This window comes from Ruminococcus sp. Marseille-P328, from assembly GCF_964249465.1.
Taxonomy (GTDB): domain Bacteria; phylum Bacillota; class Clostridia; order Lachnospirales; family Lachnospiraceae; genus Blautia_A; species Blautia_A faecis.
Genome location: NZ_CAXUBQ010000002.1, coordinates 145,176 through 165,272, shown reverse-complemented (window position 1 = coordinate 165,272; position 20,097 = coordinate 145,176). Strand labels below are relative to the sequence as shown.

The window sequence follows — 20,097 nt, the reverse complement described above, 5'->3', positions numbered from 1 at the left end:
GATATTATTTACGCGGCAGTCTTTAGCTTATTTGCCACTTCACACGACTTCCCTTCTCGTCTTTGCTGACGATCAGCTGATCTTCAATCTCCTGCTTCAGCTCGGTCACATGAGAAATAATTCCAATCAACTTGCTTCCTCCCGCCAGTTCCTGAAGAACCTTTACCGCCTGTTCTCTGGAATGCTCATCAAGGGAACCGAAGCCTTCATCCACAAACATTACATCAAGATGTATCGCTGCAGAGCTCTCCTGGATCTGATCTGCCATTCCAAGTGCCAATGCCAGGGCTGCCATAAAGGATTCTCCTCCGGAAAGGGTACGGACTTCACGCTCTTTGCCGGTAACATTAGAATATACCATAAGATCCAGACCACGATTCTTGCCTTTCCCCGCATTCTCCTCGTCTACCATACGAAGCTCAAACTGTCCGGCAGACATATTCGCAAAGCGGCGATTGGCCGCATAAAGAATCTTCTCCAGGTAATATCTCTGCACATAGGTTTCAAGATCCATACGGTTTCCGGACATATTTCCAGACAACAGCTTATAAAGAGTTTCCAGCTTGGTATGCTTTTCAATAATCTTACCTCGCTTCTCCATCTGAGGGCTAAGAATATCATATGCCTCTTTATCAGCTTTATACTGTTCTTTATAAAGTTCCAGTTTCGTCTGAGTCTGAAGCCGTACTTTCTCAGCTTCCTCCATCTGGGACTTGGCAGCTTCCATATCCGGCTTGCTCCTGCCATCTATGGCTTTTCCAGCTGTTTCTGCAGTGGTCTGTGCGGCTAGTTTTTTTCGCTGCCAGCTGTCTGCTTCTTTTTGCAAAAGCTCCGCTGTTTCACGGGTATAGTTCTCTGCTATGTCCGCCCATTCTGCCTCTGTCATATTTTTCTCATTCATCAGAGTCTGATAAAAGGCCTGCCGCTCCTGGTAAAGCTTCTGGTGATCTGGAAGTTCCCCTTCAAATCGTTTAATCAAGCTGGTACAGTTAACCAGATCTTCAGAAGACGCTTTTTCTTTCTTTTCAGCTTCCTTGGAAGCAGCTTCTGCAGCTTTCCATTTTCCTTTTGCCTGGTTAAACTCTGTCATAGCCGCCTCTTCTGATGGATATTCCCGGGAATCATTCAACTGCTTCAGAAGAGCTTCTGCGCTCTTGGCTGACGCTGCTGCCTCAGTCAGCTTTTGTCCGCATTCCTCTACGGCAGTTTTTCCTGATTTCTTCCGCTCTTCTACCTGTCCCAGAGCATCCTGAAGATTACGCAATGTTTTCTGGGCTGTATTAAGTCTTGTACCCTCTTCCTGTAATAAAGTTTTCCAGGTTCCAAGAAGTGTCTGTATCTGCTTCAGCAAGGCATTCCAATTACACTCTTTATCCGCCATCTGATCCTGGGCTGCACCAGGGACTTCTGAATTTCTGCTCTCCTGGAAATTTTTTATATTGTCTCCCAAAGAATCAAATACTTCCAGCATTCCTGCTTCCGGGAACTGCTCATGATCATTTAAAATACGCGTGCACAGCTTCCTTCCTGTCTCTTCCAAAAGTCGTTCTTTTTCTGCAACTATATCCACAGCTGACCTTGCTTCACCGGCAGACTGTTCCTGTCTGTTTCGAAGCTCAGAAACTTCTTTTTCTGCCAGTTCCAATTGCTCACGGGTGAGATCTCTATGAAGGGTAGAAGCTATGCATGGATTCGGATGTTCTATTGCACCGCATACAGGACATGGTTTCCCTGGCTGAAGCTCGCGCGCCAGAAAACCAGCCTGCTCATCCAGAAAAATTCTCCGCATAGACTCATATTCCTGACTCTTTGCGTCATATCTGGTTCTATTCTTCTGGTATGTCTCTCGTGCTTTCTTCGCCAGTTTTTTCTGTGTTTCTACACCTTTAAGAAGATCTTCCGTTTCTTGTACCTCAATGCCAAGTACTTCCAGTTCCTGATTTTTCCCTTTCCAGACAGCAATTTTCTCATTAGTGTCGGTCAGCTTCTCTGACTGAGCCCTCCAGTCCGCTTCCTGCTTCTCCATTTTCTCCAGATCTTCTCTGGCTTTGCGGTCTGCGGCCTGCGCTGCGGTCAGATTTTGCTGGCTGGTCTTTACACTTTTTTCTGCTTCCTTGATCTGCTTAAGGAGCTTCACTTCTTTATTCACGCGCTCATAAATAGTGGTGTACGCCTTAAGCTCCTTCTCTGCCGTTTCTTTCACCGCCTTCGCTGTCTGAATGACAGATTGTGACTGTTCTTTTAATAAAGGAGCTCGTTCCTGCTGCTCCTTTAAGGCACTCTCACATGTCTGCATATTACGCAAGGCATCCTGACAGCGTGCGTATTCGCCTTTTATTTCGTATGCTTTCTTAATTTTCTCTGACAGAATGGTCTTTTCCCCTATTTGTGCTTCCACTTTCCCACATTCAGAAAGCTGAACCTCAGCGTTTTCCAGCTGCGCATATAAATTCGTCAGCTGAATGGAACTGTTGTAGATATCCCTTTTTTCGTCGCGGAGTTTTGATGCGGATTGTAATTCTTTCGAGGTAAAATTCACACTTTTCTCCAGTGTTCTGCATAACTCGCCCAGATGATCCAGAAAGCAATCCATCACTACAATTTCCCCATTCAAAACCTGCTTTTTTAGCCCTTCTATTTCCTGCCACTGGTCATATTCCTGGGGAATTACCACATGGGCAGCTTCAGTCTGACATGCAGTTTTGATCTGGGCAATCTCTTTTTCCAGGGAACGCTTGCGATTCATCAGCTCGTCCACAATATTCTGGTATAATTCAGTGTTAAACAGCTTCCGGAAGATGACTTTCTTATCATCAGATTTTGCACGAAGAAGCTCCATAAATTCTCCCTGAGCGATCATGGCAACCTGCATAAACTGGCTTTTGGTAAGACCGAGGATCTCCCCCAGCTTGCTGTCAGCTTCCTTCTGTGGATATTCGGTACCATCTGGCATGATCAGGCTGACAGACCCCGGTACTTCACGACTTCCTGTATTTTTCCCCGCCCCTCTTGTCAGAAGCTTCAGATGTCTGGGAACACGGCGGACAGTATACAGCAGGCTATTTTCTCCTGCCCCTTCGGAAAAAACAAGCTCTACAAATGGTTCAACGTTCAACTCTGCATACTGGCTTTGCAGTACAACACCATCTTTCTTGTTTGTACTGGAGCTGGCTTCACCGTAAAGAGCAAATACAAGGGCATCAAATATAGTTGTTTTTCCTGCTCCGGTGTCTCCGGTCACAAGAAACAAATTCTGATTCGGCTCCTGAAAATCGATCTGTGTCAGTTTTCCGTAGGAACCAAACGCCTGCATGATAAGTTTCACAGGTCTCATTTCGTCACCTCCTGTACTGTATTGATAACCTCCTGAAGAATTTCCTGCTCTTCCGCATCTGCATTTCCGAGGAACTGGCAGCAAAGTTCAAATGGATTCAATTCACGCTCACTGTCTGCATGTCTGGTATAATCAACCTGCCGCACAGTCTCACGGCGTATCTCTAGAAGCCCTGGAAAAGCCAGACGCAGACGATCCTGCATATCAATTACGTCCAGATCCACCTTATCCGTAAGAATTATTGTCACATAATCTTTACAGCGCTGTGCCAGAACACTCTCTAAATCTCCCTTGATCACTTTTATCTGGCGCAGCGGTTCCAGTGGAATTACTTCTGTAGTGATTTCGCCCTTTTGTTTTATGTCAACCATTATAATTCCTTTATTCTGACCTGCTTCACTTACAGAGCATGCCAGCGGCGTTCCACAATAGCGATAAAACTCGCCGCCTGCTTTCATTGGCTTATGAATATGTCCCAGTGCCGCATAGTCAAATTTCTGCAGAATATCGGCTGACACCTGGTCAATATTTCCTACTGTCCGGATCTCAGAGTCCATTCGTTCAACTTCTTCTGCACTCTCCCCCATAGGCAGATAGAATTGATGGCTGACCAGAATGTTTCTCTGGTTTATGTCAACCTGTTCACGTTCTATCAGTCTGTGGATCGTATCATTGTAAGAAAGATTATTTCCATTCTCGTCTGTACCAGTGATCAGCTTCACCATGGAAGGCTTCACAAAGGGAAGCAAATAAAAATTCACCGGACCATATTCATCCTGAAGTACCACTTTCTCAATCTGATCTTCTTCTGTCTGCGGCGGCATTCCGATCATATAAATTTTCTGACGATCAAGTACACTCCGAAAGCAGTTCACGCGGGGCGCGCTGTCGTGGTTTCCACTGATCATCATAATTACAGAATCCGAAACTGCATTTCGCAGCTTTCCGATAAAATGATCAAACACCTCCACTGCTTCTGCAGACGGAACTGCTTTGTCATAGATGTCCCCTGCGATCACGATCGCATCAGGTACTTTCTCTGCGGCCTTTTGAATTATTTGATCCAGTATATATTCCTGATCTTCTCTGAGATCACGATTGATTAATTTCAAGCCAATGTGTAAATCTGATAAGTGAAATATTCTCATAAACCGTTCCCCATTCTTATCTTCTCAAAATTCCTGTTAAACTATATATTTCATATACCTTAATGTTACCGATTGTATATATAAAACCAACTTCATAGCCCTATGCATTTCTGTTATATTCTCTCTCAATCCACGCCATCAACACATCTACTATGTATTCCTGCTGCTCTTCTGTGAGCTGCACTCCTGCTGGAATTCTATGCCACTTATACAAGCATCCCCGACAGCAGCAGCCAGTAGCATGCTGAGCCAGGAATACAGGGTGCCCGCGCATTGGAGTCTGTTTGCCATCATTGGGAATCTGAGCCGGAGCCAGACGTGTTCGCACAAAATCTGAGGCATGACTGCGGATGGTATCCATTCCTTTCTCCCGGATATACTGTATATCCTTGTCCTTCAGATGAAAACGACTGCGAAAATTCGAGCGGGACAGGCGGGCAAACAGATCACAAAACTGGTCCTGTTCCGGATCATATTTTCGCAAATACTTCTCATATCCATTCAATATTTCTGCAATTTTCAAATTAAGCTCTGAACTATTATACGTATAGTTCTCATCCTCTAAACGAAAATAGAAATCTATATTAACTTTCAGCTTATTGTTTCCACGCTTTATTCCTCTGCCGCTATTTCTGAAATTACTACTATTCGTCGTATTATTAATTCCTTCATTTTTTTCATTTGTTCCACCACCTTCTTCCTGCACCAGAAATTTCACCTGCGCTACATGCCTCTTCAGAAGAGGAATAATGCAAAAATACAGCCGGTCATCTTCCATATGAAGATATCCCAATACCTGTTTGTCTTTATTCATAAGCTGAATCTGATTCCCATGGAAAGCTTTTGGAAACAGATATTCGCCAGACTGCAAACTGGCTATAAGCCTGCCTTCCGGGGAGGATGCTTCGGCTGCCAGAAATGCCTTAACCCGATAAATTCTCTGACCTTTCCCATCTGTGCCCTCTGGTTTCATCAGGGAATCCAGAACCAGCAATGGGTTCACATATTGCATAGAAAGATATTCAAACAGCTTCGCCTGGATGCGGAAACGGTATTCCTTCAAATCTGGTACAGAAGATAAGTCTTCTGCGTTTACGGCATTCTCCGTTCTCTCAAGGAGGACTGCCGCTGCATGACGAATACTGGTAAGAAAAAGCGCGAAATCCTCTTCCTCCGGATCCCACATATATTTTCCACAGGCAGCCTGATAATACAGTTTCCCCTGGGCTTCCTTTCGTTCTTCTTCAGAAAGATTCATACTATAGTGCAGATAAATATTCCTTGGTATAAAAGCAGCCTCGTTCCATTCACCAGACCATTCCTGATGCTGTTCCCTCTTCCCAGATTTATGATTGTCTGTGCCATGAGCCTCTGTTCCATAAGCTTCCGTTCCATATGCGTTCTGCATTTCCCGACTATCGCTCTGGCTCAGTATCCGATACGCTTCATTTATCTCCTGTGCACGCTGAATATGAGCTTCCCTTACTTCATTCAATGAGTCCGGATGAAAACGGCTGATCATCTTATGATATTTTCGCTTAATTTCTCTTTCATCATCTTCTGGGACAATCCCCAGAAGTTCTATTGCATCTTGTGTATTCATTATATATTCCCGATATTTTTATTTCGTTTTTGTCTTCATATTCTTTCAGTATACATTATTTCAAGTAAAAGGGCTATAAATTTCCAATTTAACTTACTCTGAGTAGATGTCATTATAAATGGGAATCGGTTAGATATTGTTATGATTTATGGCTGGGAAACTAGTTCCCAGCCATTTTTTCTGATGTGTCTTGTTATAATTTTATCGGATGTGTTTCGAAAATCTTTCGTTTTCTTATTGATCTTAGGTATTTTGGTTGATCTTTAGCGGCTTATGAATCTTTAGTAATTTACAAATCTTTGGTGAAACACAGAACTTTCGTACTTCTAAGTTCTTTTGTATTTTCAGATTCTTTTGTGCTTTATTGCTTTCTTTCGTATTTCAGATTTCTTAAGTGTTTTTCGTATTTCTCTTTCGTTGATGTATCTATACTACCATATCTGTCGCTTTTTGTCATCTGGCAAAGTGAACATATTTTCGATTGTATTTTCATCTATTTTTTATTCTATCAATATATTACATCAATACCAGCATGATAATCCCAACTATCACAAGAAGGGGAAGTGCTATGTAGATCAGACCTCCCAGAACTAATCCGATCAGGACAAGGGGAAGGAATATCAGACGAAAAAAGATTTTCGTAATTCCCCAGGTTGCGCGGAAAGCAAGTCCGATCATTTTGCCAAATATACCAAACATTAAAATGATAAATAACAGCGTCAGCATAAATTGTCACCTCGTTTTCTTTTCAGGCATTATACAATATAGTCTGCCCTTTACTGTAATCAACGACTTAATGGGGATTTTCACTTCAAATAAAGAAAAAATTTACAAACATCGTAAAAAGCCCCCTGCGGAATCATTCCGCAAGGGGCGATTATTCACTATACGATTATATACTTCGCTTAAGCCATCATCGGCTCCAATGCCTTAGCCAGCTTCTCTTTTTCAGCTTCTGCCTCTGCAAGATCTTTACCCAGTGTAGTATAATAAATCTTAATCTTCGGCTCTGTTCCGGATGGACGAACAACTACTGTCTCGTTATTCTCCAGTTTGTAAATGAGAACATTTGCTGCTGGAAGACCGGTCTCCTCAGGCTTCTTATAATCGGTAACCTTCACTACCTTGTAGCCTGCAATATCTGCCGGCGGGTTGTCACGGAATTTCTGCATGATTCCTGCCATAGTGTCCATTCCGCTGAGTCCCGGGAATTCAAAGCTGTCAACCTTGTTCAGGTAACGGCCATACTGTGCGTAAATCTCCTCAAGTCTCTGCTTCAAGGAGCTTCCAATGCTTCTGTAGTATGCAGCCATTTCGCAGATCAGCATGGATCCGATAATGGCATCCTTATCACGTACATACGGTCCTGCAAGGTATCCGTAGCTCTCTTCAAATCCGAAAATGAAACGGTCCACTTCACCAGCAGCCTCAAGCTGTGCGATCTGGTCGCCGATCCACTTAAATCCGGTAAGTACGCTTCTAAGCTCTACACCGTAGTGCTCTGCAACTGCGTCTGCAAGAGGTGTGGAAACAATAGATTTCACTGCAACCGGATTCTTCGGCATTGTGCCTTTCTCGATACGACCAGCTGCAATATAGTCAAGAAGAAGAACTCCCACTTCATTACCACTTACCAGCTCATAGGAACCGTCCGGGCATTTCATGGCAATACCAACACGGTCTGCATCCGGGTCAGTAGCAAGCATAAGATCTGCTCCTGTCTCCTTGGCAAGCTTCAGTCCCTGCTCCAGAGCTGCGAAAATCTCCGGGTTCGGGTAGCTGCATGTGGTAAAATAGCCGTTCGGGTATTCCTGTTCCGGAACAATCGTTACATCTGTGATTCCGATATCCTTCAGGATCTGGGTTACCGGCACAAGTCCGGAACCATTCAGCGGGCTGTAAACCAGCTTCAGTCCTGCTGTCTTACAAAGACCTGGACGAACCTGGCGTGACTCGATTGCATCGTAAAGAGCACGTTTGCAATCGTCACCAACAAAGCGAATCAGGCCTTCCTCAACGCCCTCTGCAAAGGACATGTATTTCGCGCCTGTCAGAATGTCTGTCTTCTGGATCTCATCATAAACGATAGCTGCAGCATCATCTGTCATCTGGCAGCCATCCGGGCCGTAAGCCTTGTATCCATTATATTTAGCAGGGTTATGAGATGCGGTAACCATAATACCCGCGTTGCACTCATAGTAGCGTGTCGCAAAGGAAAGGGCCGGTACAGGCATTAATGCATCATAAATTCTGACCTTAATGTCATTGGCAGCCAGAACTCCTGCTGCTGTTTTCGCAAATATATCACTCTTCAGACGGCTGTCGTAGCTGATTGCAACGGTCTGAGTGCCGCCCTGAGTCTTCACCCAGTTAGCAAGACCCTGTGTAGCCTGACGCACTACATAGATATTCATACGGTTGGTACCTGCTCCAAGAACTCCACGGAGTCCTGCTGTACCAAATTTCAGAGCTACTGCAAAACGATCTTTAATTTCTTCGTCGTTTCCTTCAATCTTAGATAATTCTGGTTTCAGATCTGCATCCTCGAGATCCGCTGCCATCCAGCGCTTGTACTCTTCGTTATACATTTTAACCACTCCTGCCATTATTATTCTATTTATTTTGTCTAATATTACTACAGATATTAATAATATACCACATTTTTCACGGAACGGCAATATAAGCGACAAATTTCTACCAGACATTTTTTCTCTGTTTTCCACTAATTTCCGACAATTATACATTTCAGTCGCAGTTCACAGGGAACATTCCATTCTCACATTATCAATTTAGGTATAGCGTTCCCGGCTTTTTTACGCTATAATAAGATAATGTGTGAAAGCAACCATCCTAACCGCTTTCCCTTTATCTGACATTGAGATTTGAAAAACACTATAAAATTCAATTGCAGCAATCTTTACAGCTGCAGAACGGAGGAGATTATGGAAATTGTCTGCCTAGACTTAGAAGGTGTGCTTGTCCCGGAGATCTGGATCGCATTTGCCGAAGAAACCGGCATTCCGGAGCTGAAACGAACCACAAGAGACGAGCCTGATTACGATAAATTAATGAAATACCGCCTGAACATTCTGAAAGAGCATGGTCTTGGTCTGAAAGAAATCCAGGAGACCATCGCCAAGATCGCCCCGCTTCCAGGCGCCAGGGAATTTCTGGACAAATTAAGAGCACAGACCCAGGTTATCATCCTCAGTGACACTTTTTCCCAGTTCGCAGGTCCTCTTATGAAAAAGCTGGGCTATCCTACCATCTTCTGCAACACACTGGTAGTGGGCGAAAATGGCGAAATTACTGATTTCAAAATGCGCTGCGAAAAGTCCAAATATACCACTGTGAAAGCCCTGCAGTCCATCGGCTACGACACCATTGCCAGCGGTGACAGCCACAACGACCTTGGCATGATCCAGGCAAGTAAAGCAGGATTCCTGTTCAAGAGCACGGATGCGATCAAGGCTGAATATCCGGAGATTCCGGCTTATGAAACATATGACGAGCTGTATGACGCAATTATGAAGGCAATTAAAAATTAATGTAAAGTAAAACTTGGATTCCATCCAGTTTCCGCCAATACATAGCAGTTGGGCAACTGCTATTCCTAAGCATGTCATTTCAGGTGCGCTCTTAGCGAAGGTAAAATCCACAACCTGCATAGACTTAGGCGTGAGGGCTTTCCCGAACGTCTTAGCCAGAGTTGACCGTTAGTTCACCGGAGCGCGGTACCGACCTGCGTGGAATATCAGTTGCCCAACTGTGTACCTCTTATATCTTCTTCACGCTTTCCCTCTCAATAAACTGCGTACACATCTGCATCTTGATCTTAATCCCGTCATTATCTTTCAGAATATCCCGCAACCGCCTTACAACAGCTCTTCCCATCTCCTGCTTCGGCACCCGGAGTGTGGTCAGAGGCGGATAAGAAATTGAGGAAAAAGTAAGGTCGTCAAATCCCACAATAGATATGTCCTCCGGAATCCGGATTCCAAACTCTGCCATAGCCTTCATAGCCCCCAGCGCGATCATATCGTTGTCTGCGAAGAAAGCTGTAGGCAGCTTCACCTTCTCAGACAAAAACCGTTTCATATTCTCGTAAGCACCGTCGATGGTAGTTGCCATTGTAAAAATATAGTCCTTATTCAGGGGAAGTCCCGCCTTTTGCAGTGCTGTCTGATACCCTGCAAAACGAGACCGGAAAGGTTTGATCCTAAAATCTCCCCGCAGATAACCAATCTCTTTATGTCCATTGGCAATGAGATACTCTGTAGCCATACGTGCAGAATCTGCATTATTGATCAGCATGGCATCAAAGCTCATATCCTCTTTCCAGTAATCAATCACAATAAACGGACAGGTCATTCCGCGGATCAGGTCAATGTCCGCATCCACCATCTCTGTTCCCAGAAGGATCACGGCCGACGCCTTGTCATTCATGATCCACTTCGCCTGCTCCTGATATCCAGGATCTCTTTTGTCCAGATTACACATCTGCATTTCCATTCCACAGGCGCGGCATTCCTGTTCCACCCCGGAAATCAGCTGGATAAAAAAGGGAGAATCCTCAACCACAGCACCATCCCGCTTAAACATGACAAATTTTATTTTACGGATATGATTTTCCTCAAAATACCCAAGATCCTGCGCCACTTTAAAAATCTTCGCAGATGTCTCAGCATTCACGCCTTTTTTGTAGTTTAATGCATTTGAAACAGTTGCCGGAGAAAATCCTGTGATCTCACTGATTTTTCTCACACTCACTTTCATTTTAGTTCCTCCTCTGTCGGTAAAATAATGCCATACATCTGCGAAAAAAAGACACTGCAAAAACAAGCTATCACCTGTTATTCGCAGCGTCTTCTCTGATCATTTTATGCCGGGAATGCAACTCCCGCTCTTAAAATTATGTTCGGATAAGGTGTAAACTCACCTGTACGGATTGCAAATTTGCACTGTGCAGACATCTTTTTCAGATCTACGTGGTCAATTCTGCTCTCCTCTGCCTCAGGAAGGCTCTGCTGAATATATGCAAGAAGCTCCGGATTTTTTTCCTCAATCTCATTTGCAATGGTGTAGGCTTCCACTTCTGTCTCCGCCAGCACTGCATCCATCACCTGTTTAAAGGTGGGAACCCCTCCGCATACAACCAGGTCTACAATCTCCACGCCCTTTGGAATGGGCATTCCTGCATCACCGATCATAAACAGATCTTTATGTCCCAGCTCTGCGATACAACGGATCAGCTGGGCATTTAAAATCCCTGATTTTTTCATGCTATTCCTCCTGCATCTCTGATTATTACTATAAATCTTTTTCGGATTTTTTTCAACTTTTCAAATTATTTTAACATTAAGAAAGATTTTGTTGGTTACCTAATTATTTGTTCTCGTTTCTTGCCTGAAGTGCCATCTTCGCCTGAAGATTTCTCTGTGTCTGGTCGATTACGACTGCAAGGATGATAACCAGACCACGGATAACCTTCTGCCAGAACTCGGATACACCACACATTGTCATACCATCATTGATAACACCGATAACAAATGCACCGACTACAGTTCCGATAATGGTTCCGGAACCACCGCTCATGGAAGTACCACCAAGTACGGTAGCTGCGATGGCGTTCATTTCCCAGCCATCACCAGATGCAGGATGTGCTGCGGAAAGCTGTGCGGTGTTGATCATACCAACCCATGCTGCACAGAAGCCGGAGATCATGTAAACGATAATTTTGATCTTGTCTGCTTTGATACCGGAAAGACGGGCAGATTTCTCGTTACCGCCGACTGCAAGTACATACCATCCAAATGGAAGCTTCTTCAGAATGATAACGGAAATAATTGCAAGCACTGCGAAAATGTAAACACCGGTAGGAATGCCGGCAATATTGCTTCCAAGGATTTTGAAGCCTGTGTTGCCAAGTCCGTCATAACCTTTGATGTCGGAGAATGTTGCACCGTTGGAACGAAGGTTTGCAAAACCACGGCAGATATACATGGTACCAAGGGTAGCGATAAATGGTGCTACACCTAATTTTGTTACAATAAGGCCGTTGACTGCACCGATGATGCATCCAACAACCAGCATGGTAATAATGATTACCGGAACGCTGAAGTAAAGGGTTACACCTGCAAATTTCAGTGTAATACCTTCCTGGATCATACCACCGGCAAGCATACCAACAAGTCCGACTACAGAACCAACGGAAAGGTCAATACCGCCAGTAATGATTACAAACGTCATACCAAGTGCAAGAATTCCATACAGGGCTACGTGCTTGGCAACCATGGTCAGTGTAGATGCTGACAGGAATGTAGTTCCTTTTACAATGGTAAAAAAGATAACCAGGAGTACCAGTACAATAAAGGTACGTCCTTTTAACAGTGTCATTAACAACTGATTATTATTTGTTTTTTTGTTATTCATTGTTCTGCTCCTCCCCGGCTTACGCATTTCTTCCGGTTCCAAGTCCGGCATAAGATGTACGTACAAGTGTGTCTTCTGTGATCTCATCTCCGGTCAGCTCGCCGGTCTTTTTGCCATTTGACAATACAACGATCCTGTCTGCGATTGCCATGATCTCTTTCAGCTCAGATGAGATAACGATAATGGAAAGTCCTTTTTCCGCAAGGTCGTGAATGATCTCAAAGACCTCAGTCTTCGCACCGATATCAATACCACGGGAAGGCTCATCCAGAAGTAAGATCTTCGGCTTGGTCAAAAGCCCTTTGCCGATTACAACCTTCTGCTGGTTTCCACCGGACAGCGACAGGATTGGAAGTCTCTTGTCCGCCACTTTAATATGGATATCCTTGATCTGCTCGTCAACTGCCGCATTCTCTGCTTTCTCGTCAAGGAACAGACCTTTTACATAATCCTTCATAGAAGAAATAGCGGTATTCTTGCCGATGTCAAGAGTCTGGATCAAGCCCTGGCTCTGACGATCCTCAGGTACAAGAGCAAAACCGTTTTTGATCTGGGCGGCAACATCTTTGATATTTAGCTTTTTGCCCTCATAGAGTACATCACCGGTGTGCTCCGGATGAAGTCCCATCAGGCACTCAAACAGCTCGCTTCGTCCAGCTCCCAGAAGTCCGTAAACACCAAGGACCTCGCCTTTTTTCAGATCCAGGCTTACATGGTCAAGAGTCCAGCCGCCGCCTTTTTTCGGAAGGCACATATCCTTAATTTCCAGCACCTTCGGCTGTTTGGAAAGGTCAATGCTTCTCTCAAACCGATGATACTGGGTGTTCTTTCCAACCATATTCTCTACGATCCAGCTGAGCTCAATGTCCTTTACATCAGCATCTGCAACGTATTTTCCATCACGAAGAATGGTAACGTGATCGCCAATCTCCATGATTTCTTCCAGACGATGGGAAATATATACGATGGAAATTCCGGCTTCCAGAAGCTCTCTCATAATCTTGAAAAGTACCTTAACCTCTGCGGCAGAAAGAGAGGACGTAGGCTCATCCATGATCAGGACACGTAAGTCATCCTGGTTCAGGTTTCGTGCAATTTCCACCATCTGCTGCTGTCCTACACGAAGATCTCCGACCATGGTTTCCGGTGGAATTTCATGTTCCAGACGCTGCAGGATTTTTTTCGCACCCTCTGAATGGGCCTTGTCATCCAGGAAAAAGCCTTTCTTTTTCTCATGTCCCATAAAAATATTCTGGTAAACTGTCATATTCGGGAAAAGAGAAAGCTCCTGGTGGATGATTCCGATACCTTTTGCACGGGCTGCATTGGTATCCTTGAAGTAAACCTCCTGGCCGTCCATGTACATCTTACCTGCTGAAGGCTGCTCGATTCCGGCAATCATCTTCATCAGGGTGGATTTTCCGGCACCGTTCTCACCGATCAGAACGTTTACCTTTCCTTTCAGAAGATCGAAGGAAACCTGATCCAGAGCTTTGGTTCCGGGATAAATTTTATCAATTTTTTCACAATGGAGAACAACATTCGGATCATCAAACATAATGCTTCCTCCTTTTATTCAATCGTCAGCTCAACTGCTGTAACAGATACTGCATCTGTACCGGCTTCTGCGCCGCCTGTAAATGTAACAGTCTTGCCAACTACATTTTCGTCGATTCCAAGTGGGTCAATTACCTGTGCAAGCGCCTGCTTGTTCAGTTCTTTTCCATAGCTTGACCATTCCGTCTGGTTGGTAAAGCTTTCAAAATTCTTCAGAGACTGAAGGTCACGGATGGCGGTACTGGAGTTCGGTCCATCTGTCCGGACCTGAACCTCTGTAGTTCCGGTATATCCATCCAGTTCTACTATCAGATAATGTTTCGGGGTGTCTGTATTGTATTCTTTGATTTTTCCTGTGCCTTTTACTGCAATTGTTTCTGTAATGCCATCACCATTTAATAATTCAGAAAGATCCTGTGCCTTGTCGGAAATGTCCGCTACAACGGCTCCCCAGTCACCCTGGGACTCTGCTGCGGAATCAAATTCCTGTTTTCCTGTATAAGAAGCTTCTTCGCCAATGGGTACTACAGTTACAACACCACAGCCGGTAAAGGTTACTGCTGTACATGCGGCCAGAACTGCCAAAATTCTTCTGCTTTTCATAATCATCTCTCCCTGCTTTCTATTATAAAAGGCGGCGCTGGCGCACCGCCTTCCAAAGCGTGTTTAAAAAGACTTTCTGCAAAATATACCACAAAGCGGGGCATGCAGATTGTGCGAATAATTTTTCAAACACTCGTTCATTTTTTATAAAAATCTGTTTCCTGGCAGCCAGATTATTTAGCTTCTGGTTCTGTGTAAACAAATGCGTTCAGGCAATCTGTGTTGTCAGCTGTGATTGCTACACAAGGAACAAGCTGTTTCTCTTCTTCCGGAGCTGTACCGTTAAGGTAAGCGTCTGCCTGCTCAACTGCCATCTCAGTGATCAGAGCGATCTGCTGAAGAGCGGTACCAACCATGTCACCAGATTTGATGTAAGCGTTTGCTTCGTCAGATCCGTCAAGACCGATGATCTTAATGTCGTTACGTCCTGCATCCAGACAAGCCTGAACAGCACCACATGCCATTGTGTCATTACCGCAGATAATACCGGTGATCTCTGGATTGGACTGAAGGATTGCTTCTGTCTTCTCATAAGCTTCTGTCTGATCCCAGTTAGCGGACTGCTGAGCTACCATCTCAAGATCCTCATACTCATCAATTACAGAATGGTAGTTATCAGAACGAACCTGGCAGTTTGTATCGGATTCAAGTCCAAGGAGCTCTGCGTATTTGCCTTCGTAGTTCATAGCCTCAACCCATACTTCTGCGATTGCTGCTGCACCCTGTGCGTTATCTGCAACGATCTGTGCTACTGCAAGTCCGGACTGGTTGATCTCACGGTCGATAAGGAAAGTCGGGATTCCAGCGTCATATGCTTTCTGAACTGCTTCGATGGAAGCATCTGCACCAGCGTTATCGCAAATGATTGCTGCTGCGCCATCGTTGATAGCTGCTTCGAAAAGCTCAAGCTGTGTAGCAGCGTCGTCATCGTGGGAAGCACATTTTACTTCGTATCCAAGTTCTTCAGCTTTCTCTTTCGCAATTACCTGCTCTGTGTTGAAGAATGGGTTAGATGTGGAAGGTGTGATACAGTAAATGATCTTGCTTCCGCCGCCTGGAAGTAATTCTGCATTCTCTTCAGCCATTACCGGAACTGTCATTAAACCTCCAACCATCGCTGCTGTCATTGCTAATGCCATTGCTTTTCTTGCTTTCATAATTTCTTCCTCCTTGAAAAAAATAAATTAAGATCTCATTTGCAGTCATTTTCTTTTCTGCACTGCTGATATCTTGATTATAAACGTTTACACAAATATTTCAATTGCTATTTTAGTTTTGTTTGGCATTTTGTATGTTTGCACAATATTTTTAGTTGTTTTTTAGTTATTTATCACTATAAATATGATGATTTTATGGACTTTTATTGTCATTTTATAAAAACATTTATATAAACGTTTATAAACATTTTAATAAGCCGCCGCGTATTCAAAAAGCTTTCTGCAAAATGCGCATCACAATTTGTGAGAGATTTATATCGCAATCTTATAAATACAACCTGCAAATATTTTTATGGATACGCTTTAAGTATTTCATCAAAAAAATGGGAGCGAATCTTGCCTCGCTCCCATTTTTCCCTATTACTCAATCCCAAGCTCTTTCTTCACTTCCTCTGCTGTCGGAATAGAAGGGGTGGCCCCTGGCCTTGATACTGCGATAGAAGATGCCTTCGCTGCAATACGAAGAGACTCCTGGACGCTTCTTCCTTCAATGGTTGATGCGATGAAATATCCGGTAAAGGTATCTCCTGCTGCAGTTGTATCTACTGCTTTTACTTTGAAAATATCCTGAAATACTTTTTCTTTTCCATCGTAGTAAACCGCACCGTCACTTCCAAGAGTCAGTACAAAGCGGGCATTTGGATATTTCTCTGCCAGAGCATCCAGGATCTGGTCTTTGTCCTTACAGCCGGTGATCTGCTCTCCTTCAATTTCATTTACCAGGAAAAGATATACTTTTCCCAGGTCACAGCTGTTCAGCTTATCATCAAATGGGGACGGATTCATTACAATCTTCATCTTTTTCTCATAAGCCTGGTCAATAATGTAATCCAGCATATTGATCTCATTCTGCAGGATCAGGTAATCTCCTTCTCCAAAGTCAGCCAGAACTTCATCTACAAATTCCCTGGTCTGCATCTGGTTGGTACCGCCGTAAAGGATAATGCAGTTCTGGGCGTTCTTGTCCACCTGGATCATGGTGTGGCCGCCTTTTACAGGCAGTCTGCGGATATATTTTGTGTTTACCCCGGCCTCTTTGCAGGCATCCAGAAGAATATCCCCATCATTTCCTACAATACCAGCATGATAAACCGGAACCCCGGCCTTCGCCAGTGCAATAGACTGGTTCAACCCCTTTCCGCCGCTGAAAATCTCCATTTTGGATGAATGCTGTGTCTCGCCGCCCACGATAATGTGATCTACGGAATACACGTAGTCTACGTTAAGTGAGCCATAGTTTAATACCTTCATGTAAAAATCCTCCGTTTTGCATTGCTTATTGCATTCTCACTGTATGAATTTTATAGCGCCAGAAGCTGGTAAAACACTTGAACTCTGACAGCAAGTTCCTACAGATAGTTCTTATGTCTATATTATGTTGTAAAACAATCCCTACGTCAATCAAAATTTCTCGTTTGTCACCGTCAAAAAGCGGCTCAATCCATTTTTATGATTAAGCCACACTCTCTATATGATTTATTCCTTTACGTCGTCTCCCTGACAATCAATTTCCCCTCAAACACCACTTTATTCTGCGTCTTTTTTCCCTGTAGAGTGGAAATGAGAATTTCGGCTGCTGCCTGCCCCATTTTACGAACTGGCTGCGCAATGGTCGTCAACGGAGGATCAATCAAGGCACTGACAAAAATATTGTCAAACCCGATTACGCTAATCTCATCCGGAACCTTTATCCTGCTCTCATTAAAGCCTTTCACACAGCCAATGGCAAGCATATCTGTCGCTGTCAGAATTCCATCAGGACGTTCTTTCAAAGATGCATAATACTTTGCAGCATCCCGCCCCAGTTTAATATAATCAGGTTCATTTTCACGCTGCACCCGGTACACCCATTTTTTATTTAACTCAAGGCCATAATCTTTCAGTCCCTGGACAAATCCCTCAAAACGGTCTTCAATAATACTTACATCTTCAGAATTCATTACATAGCCCAGCTTATGCTTTCCTTTATCGATTAGATACTGTACTGCTTTGCGGCTGCTCTTAAATCCGTCTGTATAAACACAAACGTAATTCTCATCATCCCCAAGAGTTTTATTCATATAAACAATCGGAATTCTCTCTGAAATATGTCTTAAATAATCTGCCATCTCATCATCCGTACGATATGTATTATAGATAATTCCATCAATGTTTCTTTTCAGAAGTTCATTGGTATACTCGATTTCTGACATTGCATGACGCTCTGTATTACAGACCATGACCATATATCCATACTTCAGGGCAATATCCTCTACTCCCCGAAACATTTCCGTATAAAAAATATTACTGTATTCCGGAACTACCAGCGCTATGGTGTGAGTCCGTCTTGTCCGGATTGCCTGTGCCATATAACTTGGGGAATAATTCAGTTTTTTAATAGCAGCCTCTACAGCATCCTTTGTTTCTTTTTTTACCTTTGTTTCCCCATTTATTACCCGGGAAACTGTAGACTTTGATACACCAGCTTCCTTTGCGACATCAAATATTGTAGTCATATGTTTTCTCCCATAGTTTTATTACCTAATGATACCTTTTTTGTCCCTATTATTCAAGAAAATAAAAAAGACAGGAGTTCGTTTTTATACGAATCCTGCCTCGTTTTTTATCTAAGAATTTCTTTTACTTTCTCTGCCATCAGTTCTGCCATCTGTGCATGACCTTTTTCTGTATAGTGGATACCATCAGTTTCGTTAACCTCCACTTTTCCTTCCGGATTCAGGTAGTCCAACTGGTAACGTTTGGCAATGTCTTCGTAATAATAAGATAATGCTTTGCTTCTATTTTCCATATCCGGAATCATCAGATCCAGATCCATTGCCCGTCCTACACTGTGAATGGGAACTGGTGTTACCAGCAAAATTTTCGGCGGCTGAAAATCCACTCCTGCATCTGATTTTATAATCGTTTTTACAAGATTTTCCATTGAAGCACCAATGTCAAAAGGTGTCACAGAAAATCTGGATTTCAAGTCGTTTGTCCCAAGCATGATAATCACAAGATCAAGAGGCTTGTGACTATCAAGGCAGGGAAGAAGATATTTTTTCCCATTTTTGTAATCCTCTACAGGATCATCCCACACTGTGGTTCTTCCACCAAGACCTTCTTCAATAACATAGTACTCTGAACCCAGTTTTTCCTGAAGAATTCCTGTCCATCTCACATTTCTAGGATATCTGCTGACCAGATCAGATTTAAGGCCGTAAGTATTAGAATCTCCGTAACACAAAATCGTCTTCATCAGCTTTCCCTCCTATGCTTCTTTTACTTTCTTTACTTTTTCTTTATTTGCCAAAACATCGAAGGCTACTGCAAGAATCAGAACCAGTCCTTTTACTACCTGCTGATAGTATTCTCCAATATTCATAATAGTCAGACCATTGCTAAGAACACCAATAATTACAGCTCCAAGAAAAGCTCCCAGCATAGAACCTTTTCCGCCATTTACACTGATTCCGCCAATTACAACTGCAGTTACAACATCCATTTCAGTACCTGTTCCTGATGCAGGAGCACCAGAACTAATACGTCCGGTAAGCACAATACCTGCGATAGATGCAAGAAATGCACTGATTCCATACAAAGAAATCGTAATTTTATTAACGGACACACCTGCCAGTTTTGCAGCTTCTACGTTTCCACCGATTGCATATACATAACGTCCAAAGTAAGAATATTTTAAAATAAGTCCTGCAATTACCACAATAATTACCATAATGATAACTGGAACTGGAATTCCTGCAACATATCCCTGTCCAAGAAATACGATCAAATCTGGAATGTCATACACTGGAAGTCCGCCGGAAAAAATATAAGCAAGTCCCCGAACAACGGTCATCATTCCAAGGGTAATTACAATTGCAGATACATTTAGGCCTACAATAAGAGCTCCTGTTACGATACCAATCACAGTCATCAGCACTATTGTCAGAATCACCGCTGCCGGTACCGGAACGCCTGCACTGATCAACTGTGCAAGAGCAACACCGGAAAGACCTAGATAAGCGCCCACTGTCAAATCCATACCGCCGGATATGATAACATAAGTCATGCCAGCCGTCAGGATTCCAATAACAGCCACCTGGCGAAGAACATTCAAAAGGTTATTTACCCGCAGAAAATTTGGGGACGCAACTGAAAAAATAACTACCAAGACCACTAAAATAATAAGCGTACTGAATTTCTTTAATATCTGTTTCATGTCTT

16 protein-coding genes are annotated in these 20,097 nt (G+C 43.5%); 1 reads left to right on the top strand and 15 read right to left on the bottom strand.

Annotated features, from left to right (window positions below; genetic code table 11):
• Nucleotides 1–22: 22 nt before the first annotated feature.
• From ACESTK_RS02695 to ACESTK_RS02675, 5 genes are all read right to left on the bottom strand, one after another.
• Nucleotides 23–3,334 (bottom strand): SbcC/MukB-like Walker B domain-containing protein, encoded by a 3,312-nt coding sequence (locus tag ACESTK_RS02695; protein ID WP_373118513.1) that lies wholly within the window; start codon nt 3,332–3,334, stop codon nt 23–25.
• Complete coding sequence (locus ACESTK_RS02690) at nt 3,331–4,482, bottom strand: exonuclease SbcCD subunit D (RefSeq protein WP_373118510.1); 1,152 nt, start codon at nt 4,480–4,482, stop codon at nt 3,331–3,333. The genes ACESTK_RS02695 and ACESTK_RS02690 overlap by 4 nt, the downstream gene beginning before the upstream one ends.
• 100 nt (nt 4,483–4,582) lie before the next feature.
• Complete coding sequence (locus ACESTK_RS02685) at nt 4,583–6,085, bottom strand: DUF4186 family protein (RefSeq protein WP_373118507.1); 1,503 nt, start codon at nt 6,083–6,085, stop codon at nt 4,583–4,585.
• A gap of 516 nt (nt 6,086–6,601) precedes the next feature.
• A complete protein-coding gene (locus ACESTK_RS02680; protein ID WP_118581997.1) occupies nt 6,602–6,811 on the bottom strand; it encodes a hypothetical protein in 210 nt (69 codons plus the stop codon).
• A gap of 179 nt (nt 6,812–6,990) precedes the next feature.
• The gene (locus tag ACESTK_RS02675; RefSeq protein WP_118582000.1) at nt 6,991–8,673 is read right to left on the bottom strand and encodes a phospho-sugar mutase; all 1,683 of its coding nucleotides are present in this window, start codon (nt 8,671–8,673) and stop codon (nt 6,991–6,993) included.
• 354 nt (nt 8,674–9,027) lie between these two features.
• Between ACESTK_RS02675 and thrH the strand changes: the two genes are divergently transcribed.
• Nucleotides 9,028–9,633 carry a bifunctional phosphoserine phosphatase/homoserine phosphotransferase ThrH gene (gene thrH / locus ACESTK_RS02670; protein WP_118582003.1) on the top strand — a complete coding sequence of 202 codons (606 nt, stop codon included), beginning with the start codon at nt 9,028–9,030 and terminating at the stop codon, nt 9,631–9,633.
• A 229-nt stretch (nt 9,634–9,862) separates the two neighbouring features.
• On the opposite strand, the gene ACESTK_RS02665 is transcribed toward thrH, so the two are convergent.
• From ACESTK_RS02665 to ACESTK_RS02620, 10 genes are all read right to left on the bottom strand, one after another.
• The gene (locus ACESTK_RS02665; RefSeq protein ID WP_187565811.1) at nt 9,863–10,861 is read right to left on the bottom strand and encodes a LacI family DNA-binding transcriptional regulator; all 999 of its coding nucleotides are present in this window, start codon (nt 10,859–10,861) and stop codon (nt 9,863–9,865) included.
• 104 nt (nt 10,862–10,965) lie between these two features.
• Nucleotides 10,966–11,367, bottom strand: a complete 402-nt coding sequence (rbsD, locus tag ACESTK_RS02660; RefSeq protein ID WP_173716076.1) for a D-ribose pyranase — start codon at nt 11,365–11,367, stop codon at nt 10,966–10,968.
• 103 nt (nt 11,368–11,470) lie between these two features.
• Complete coding sequence (locus tag ACESTK_RS02655) at nt 11,471–12,517, bottom strand: ABC transporter permease (protein WP_373118503.1); 1,047 nt, start codon at nt 12,515–12,517, stop codon at nt 11,471–11,473.
• A 19-nt stretch (nt 12,518–12,536) separates the two neighbouring features.
• Complete coding sequence (locus ACESTK_RS02650; RefSeq protein WP_148463203.1) at nt 12,537–14,075, bottom strand: sugar ABC transporter ATP-binding protein; 1,539 nt, start codon at nt 14,073–14,075, stop codon at nt 12,537–12,539.
• A 14-nt stretch (nt 14,076–14,089) separates the two neighbouring features.
• Nucleotides 14,090–14,677: a DUF2291 family protein gene (locus ACESTK_RS02645; protein WP_173718359.1), complete on the bottom strand. Its 588-nt coding sequence runs from the start codon at nt 14,675–14,677 to the stop codon at nt 14,090–14,092.
• Nucleotides 14,678–14,850: 173 nt separating this feature from the next.
• Complete coding sequence (locus tag ACESTK_RS02640) at nt 14,851–15,834, bottom strand: D-ribose ABC transporter substrate-binding protein (protein ID WP_118582021.1); 984 nt, start codon at nt 15,832–15,834, stop codon at nt 14,851–14,853.
• Nucleotides 15,835–16,254: 420 nt separating this feature from the next.
• Nucleotides 16,255–17,145: a ribokinase gene (locus tag ACESTK_RS02635; RefSeq protein WP_295260761.1), complete on the bottom strand. Its 891-nt coding sequence runs from the start codon at nt 17,143–17,145 to the stop codon at nt 16,255–16,257.
• Nucleotides 17,146–17,378: 233 nt separating this feature from the next.
• The gene (locus ACESTK_RS02630; protein ID WP_295260763.1) at nt 17,379–18,389 is read right to left on the bottom strand and encodes a LacI family DNA-binding transcriptional regulator; all 1,011 of its coding nucleotides are present in this window, start codon (nt 18,387–18,389) and stop codon (nt 17,379–17,381) included.
• Nucleotides 18,390–18,496: 107 nt separating this feature from the next.
• Nucleotides 18,497–19,132 carry an SGNH/GDSL hydrolase family protein gene (locus ACESTK_RS02625; protein WP_295260765.1) on the bottom strand — a complete coding sequence of 212 codons (636 nt, stop codon included), beginning with the start codon at nt 19,130–19,132 and terminating at the stop codon, nt 18,497–18,499.
• A 12-nt stretch (nt 19,133–19,144) separates the two neighbouring features.
• Nucleotides 19,145–20,092, bottom strand: coding sequence for an ABC transporter permease (locus tag ACESTK_RS02620; RefSeq protein WP_295260767.1), 948 nt, complete (start codon nt 20,090–20,092; stop codon nt 19,145–19,147).
• Between the last annotated feature and the right edge of the window lie 5 nt (nt 20,093–20,097).

Excerpts from the sequence above, each read along its gene's own strand:
- ACESTK_RS02655 (WP_373118503.1), bottom strand. The coding sequence starts at position 12,517 with ATGAATAACAAAAAAACAAATAATAATCAGTTGTTAATGACACTGTTA.
- ACESTK_RS02690 (WP_373118510.1), bottom strand. The coding sequence starts at position 4,482 with ATGAGAATATTTCACTTATCAGATTTACACATTGGCTTGAAATTAATC.
- ACESTK_RS02685 (WP_373118507.1), bottom strand. The coding sequence starts at position 6,085 with ATGAATACACAAGATGCAATAGAACTTCTGGGGATTGTCCCAGAAGAT.
- ACESTK_RS02625 (WP_295260765.1), bottom strand. The coding sequence starts at position 19,132 with ATGAAGACGATTTTGTGTTACGGAGATTCTAATACTTACGGCCTTAAA.
- ACESTK_RS02650 (WP_148463203.1), bottom strand. The coding sequence starts at position 14,075 with ATGTTTGATGATCCGAATGTTGTTCTCCATTGTGAAAAAATTGATAAA.
- ACESTK_RS02630 (WP_295260763.1), bottom strand. The coding sequence starts at position 18,389 with ATGACTACAATATTTGATGTCGCAAAGGAAGCTGGTGTATCAAAGTCT.
- ACESTK_RS02620 (WP_295260767.1), bottom strand. The coding sequence starts at position 20,092 with ATGAAACAGATATTAAAGAAATTCAGTACGCTTATTATTTTAGTGGTC.
- ACESTK_RS02680 (WP_118581997.1), bottom strand. The coding sequence starts at position 6,811 with ATGCTGACGCTGTTATTTATCATTTTAATGTTTGGTATATTTGGCAAA.
- ACESTK_RS02640 (WP_118582021.1), bottom strand. The coding sequence starts at position 15,834 with ATGAAAGCAAGAAAAGCAATGGCATTAGCAATGACAGCAGCGATGGTT.
- ACESTK_RS02635 (WP_295260761.1), bottom strand. The coding sequence starts at position 17,145 with ATGAAGGTATTAAACTATGGCTCACTTAACGTAGACTACGTGTATTCC.
- rbsD (WP_173716076.1), bottom strand. The coding sequence starts at position 11,367 with ATGAAAAAATCAGGGATTTTAAATGCCCAGCTGATCCGTTGTATCGCA.
- ACESTK_RS02645 (WP_173718359.1), bottom strand. The coding sequence starts at position 14,677 with ATGAAAAGCAGAAGAATTTTGGCAGTTCTGGCCGCATGTACAGCAGTA.
- thrH (WP_118582003.1), top strand. The coding sequence starts at position 9,028 with ATGGAAATTGTCTGCCTAGACTTAGAAGGTGTGCTTGTCCCGGAGATC.
- ACESTK_RS02665 (WP_187565811.1), bottom strand. The coding sequence starts at position 10,861 with ATGAAAGTGAGTGTGAGAAAAATCAGTGAGATCACAGGATTTTCTCCG.
- ACESTK_RS02695 (WP_373118513.1), bottom strand. The coding sequence starts at position 3,334 with ATGAGACCTGTGAAACTTATCATGCAGGCGTTTGGTTCCTACGGAAAA.
- ACESTK_RS02675 (WP_118582000.1), bottom strand. The coding sequence starts at position 8,673 with ATGTATAACGAAGAGTACAAGCGCTGGATGGCAGCGGATCTCGAGGAT.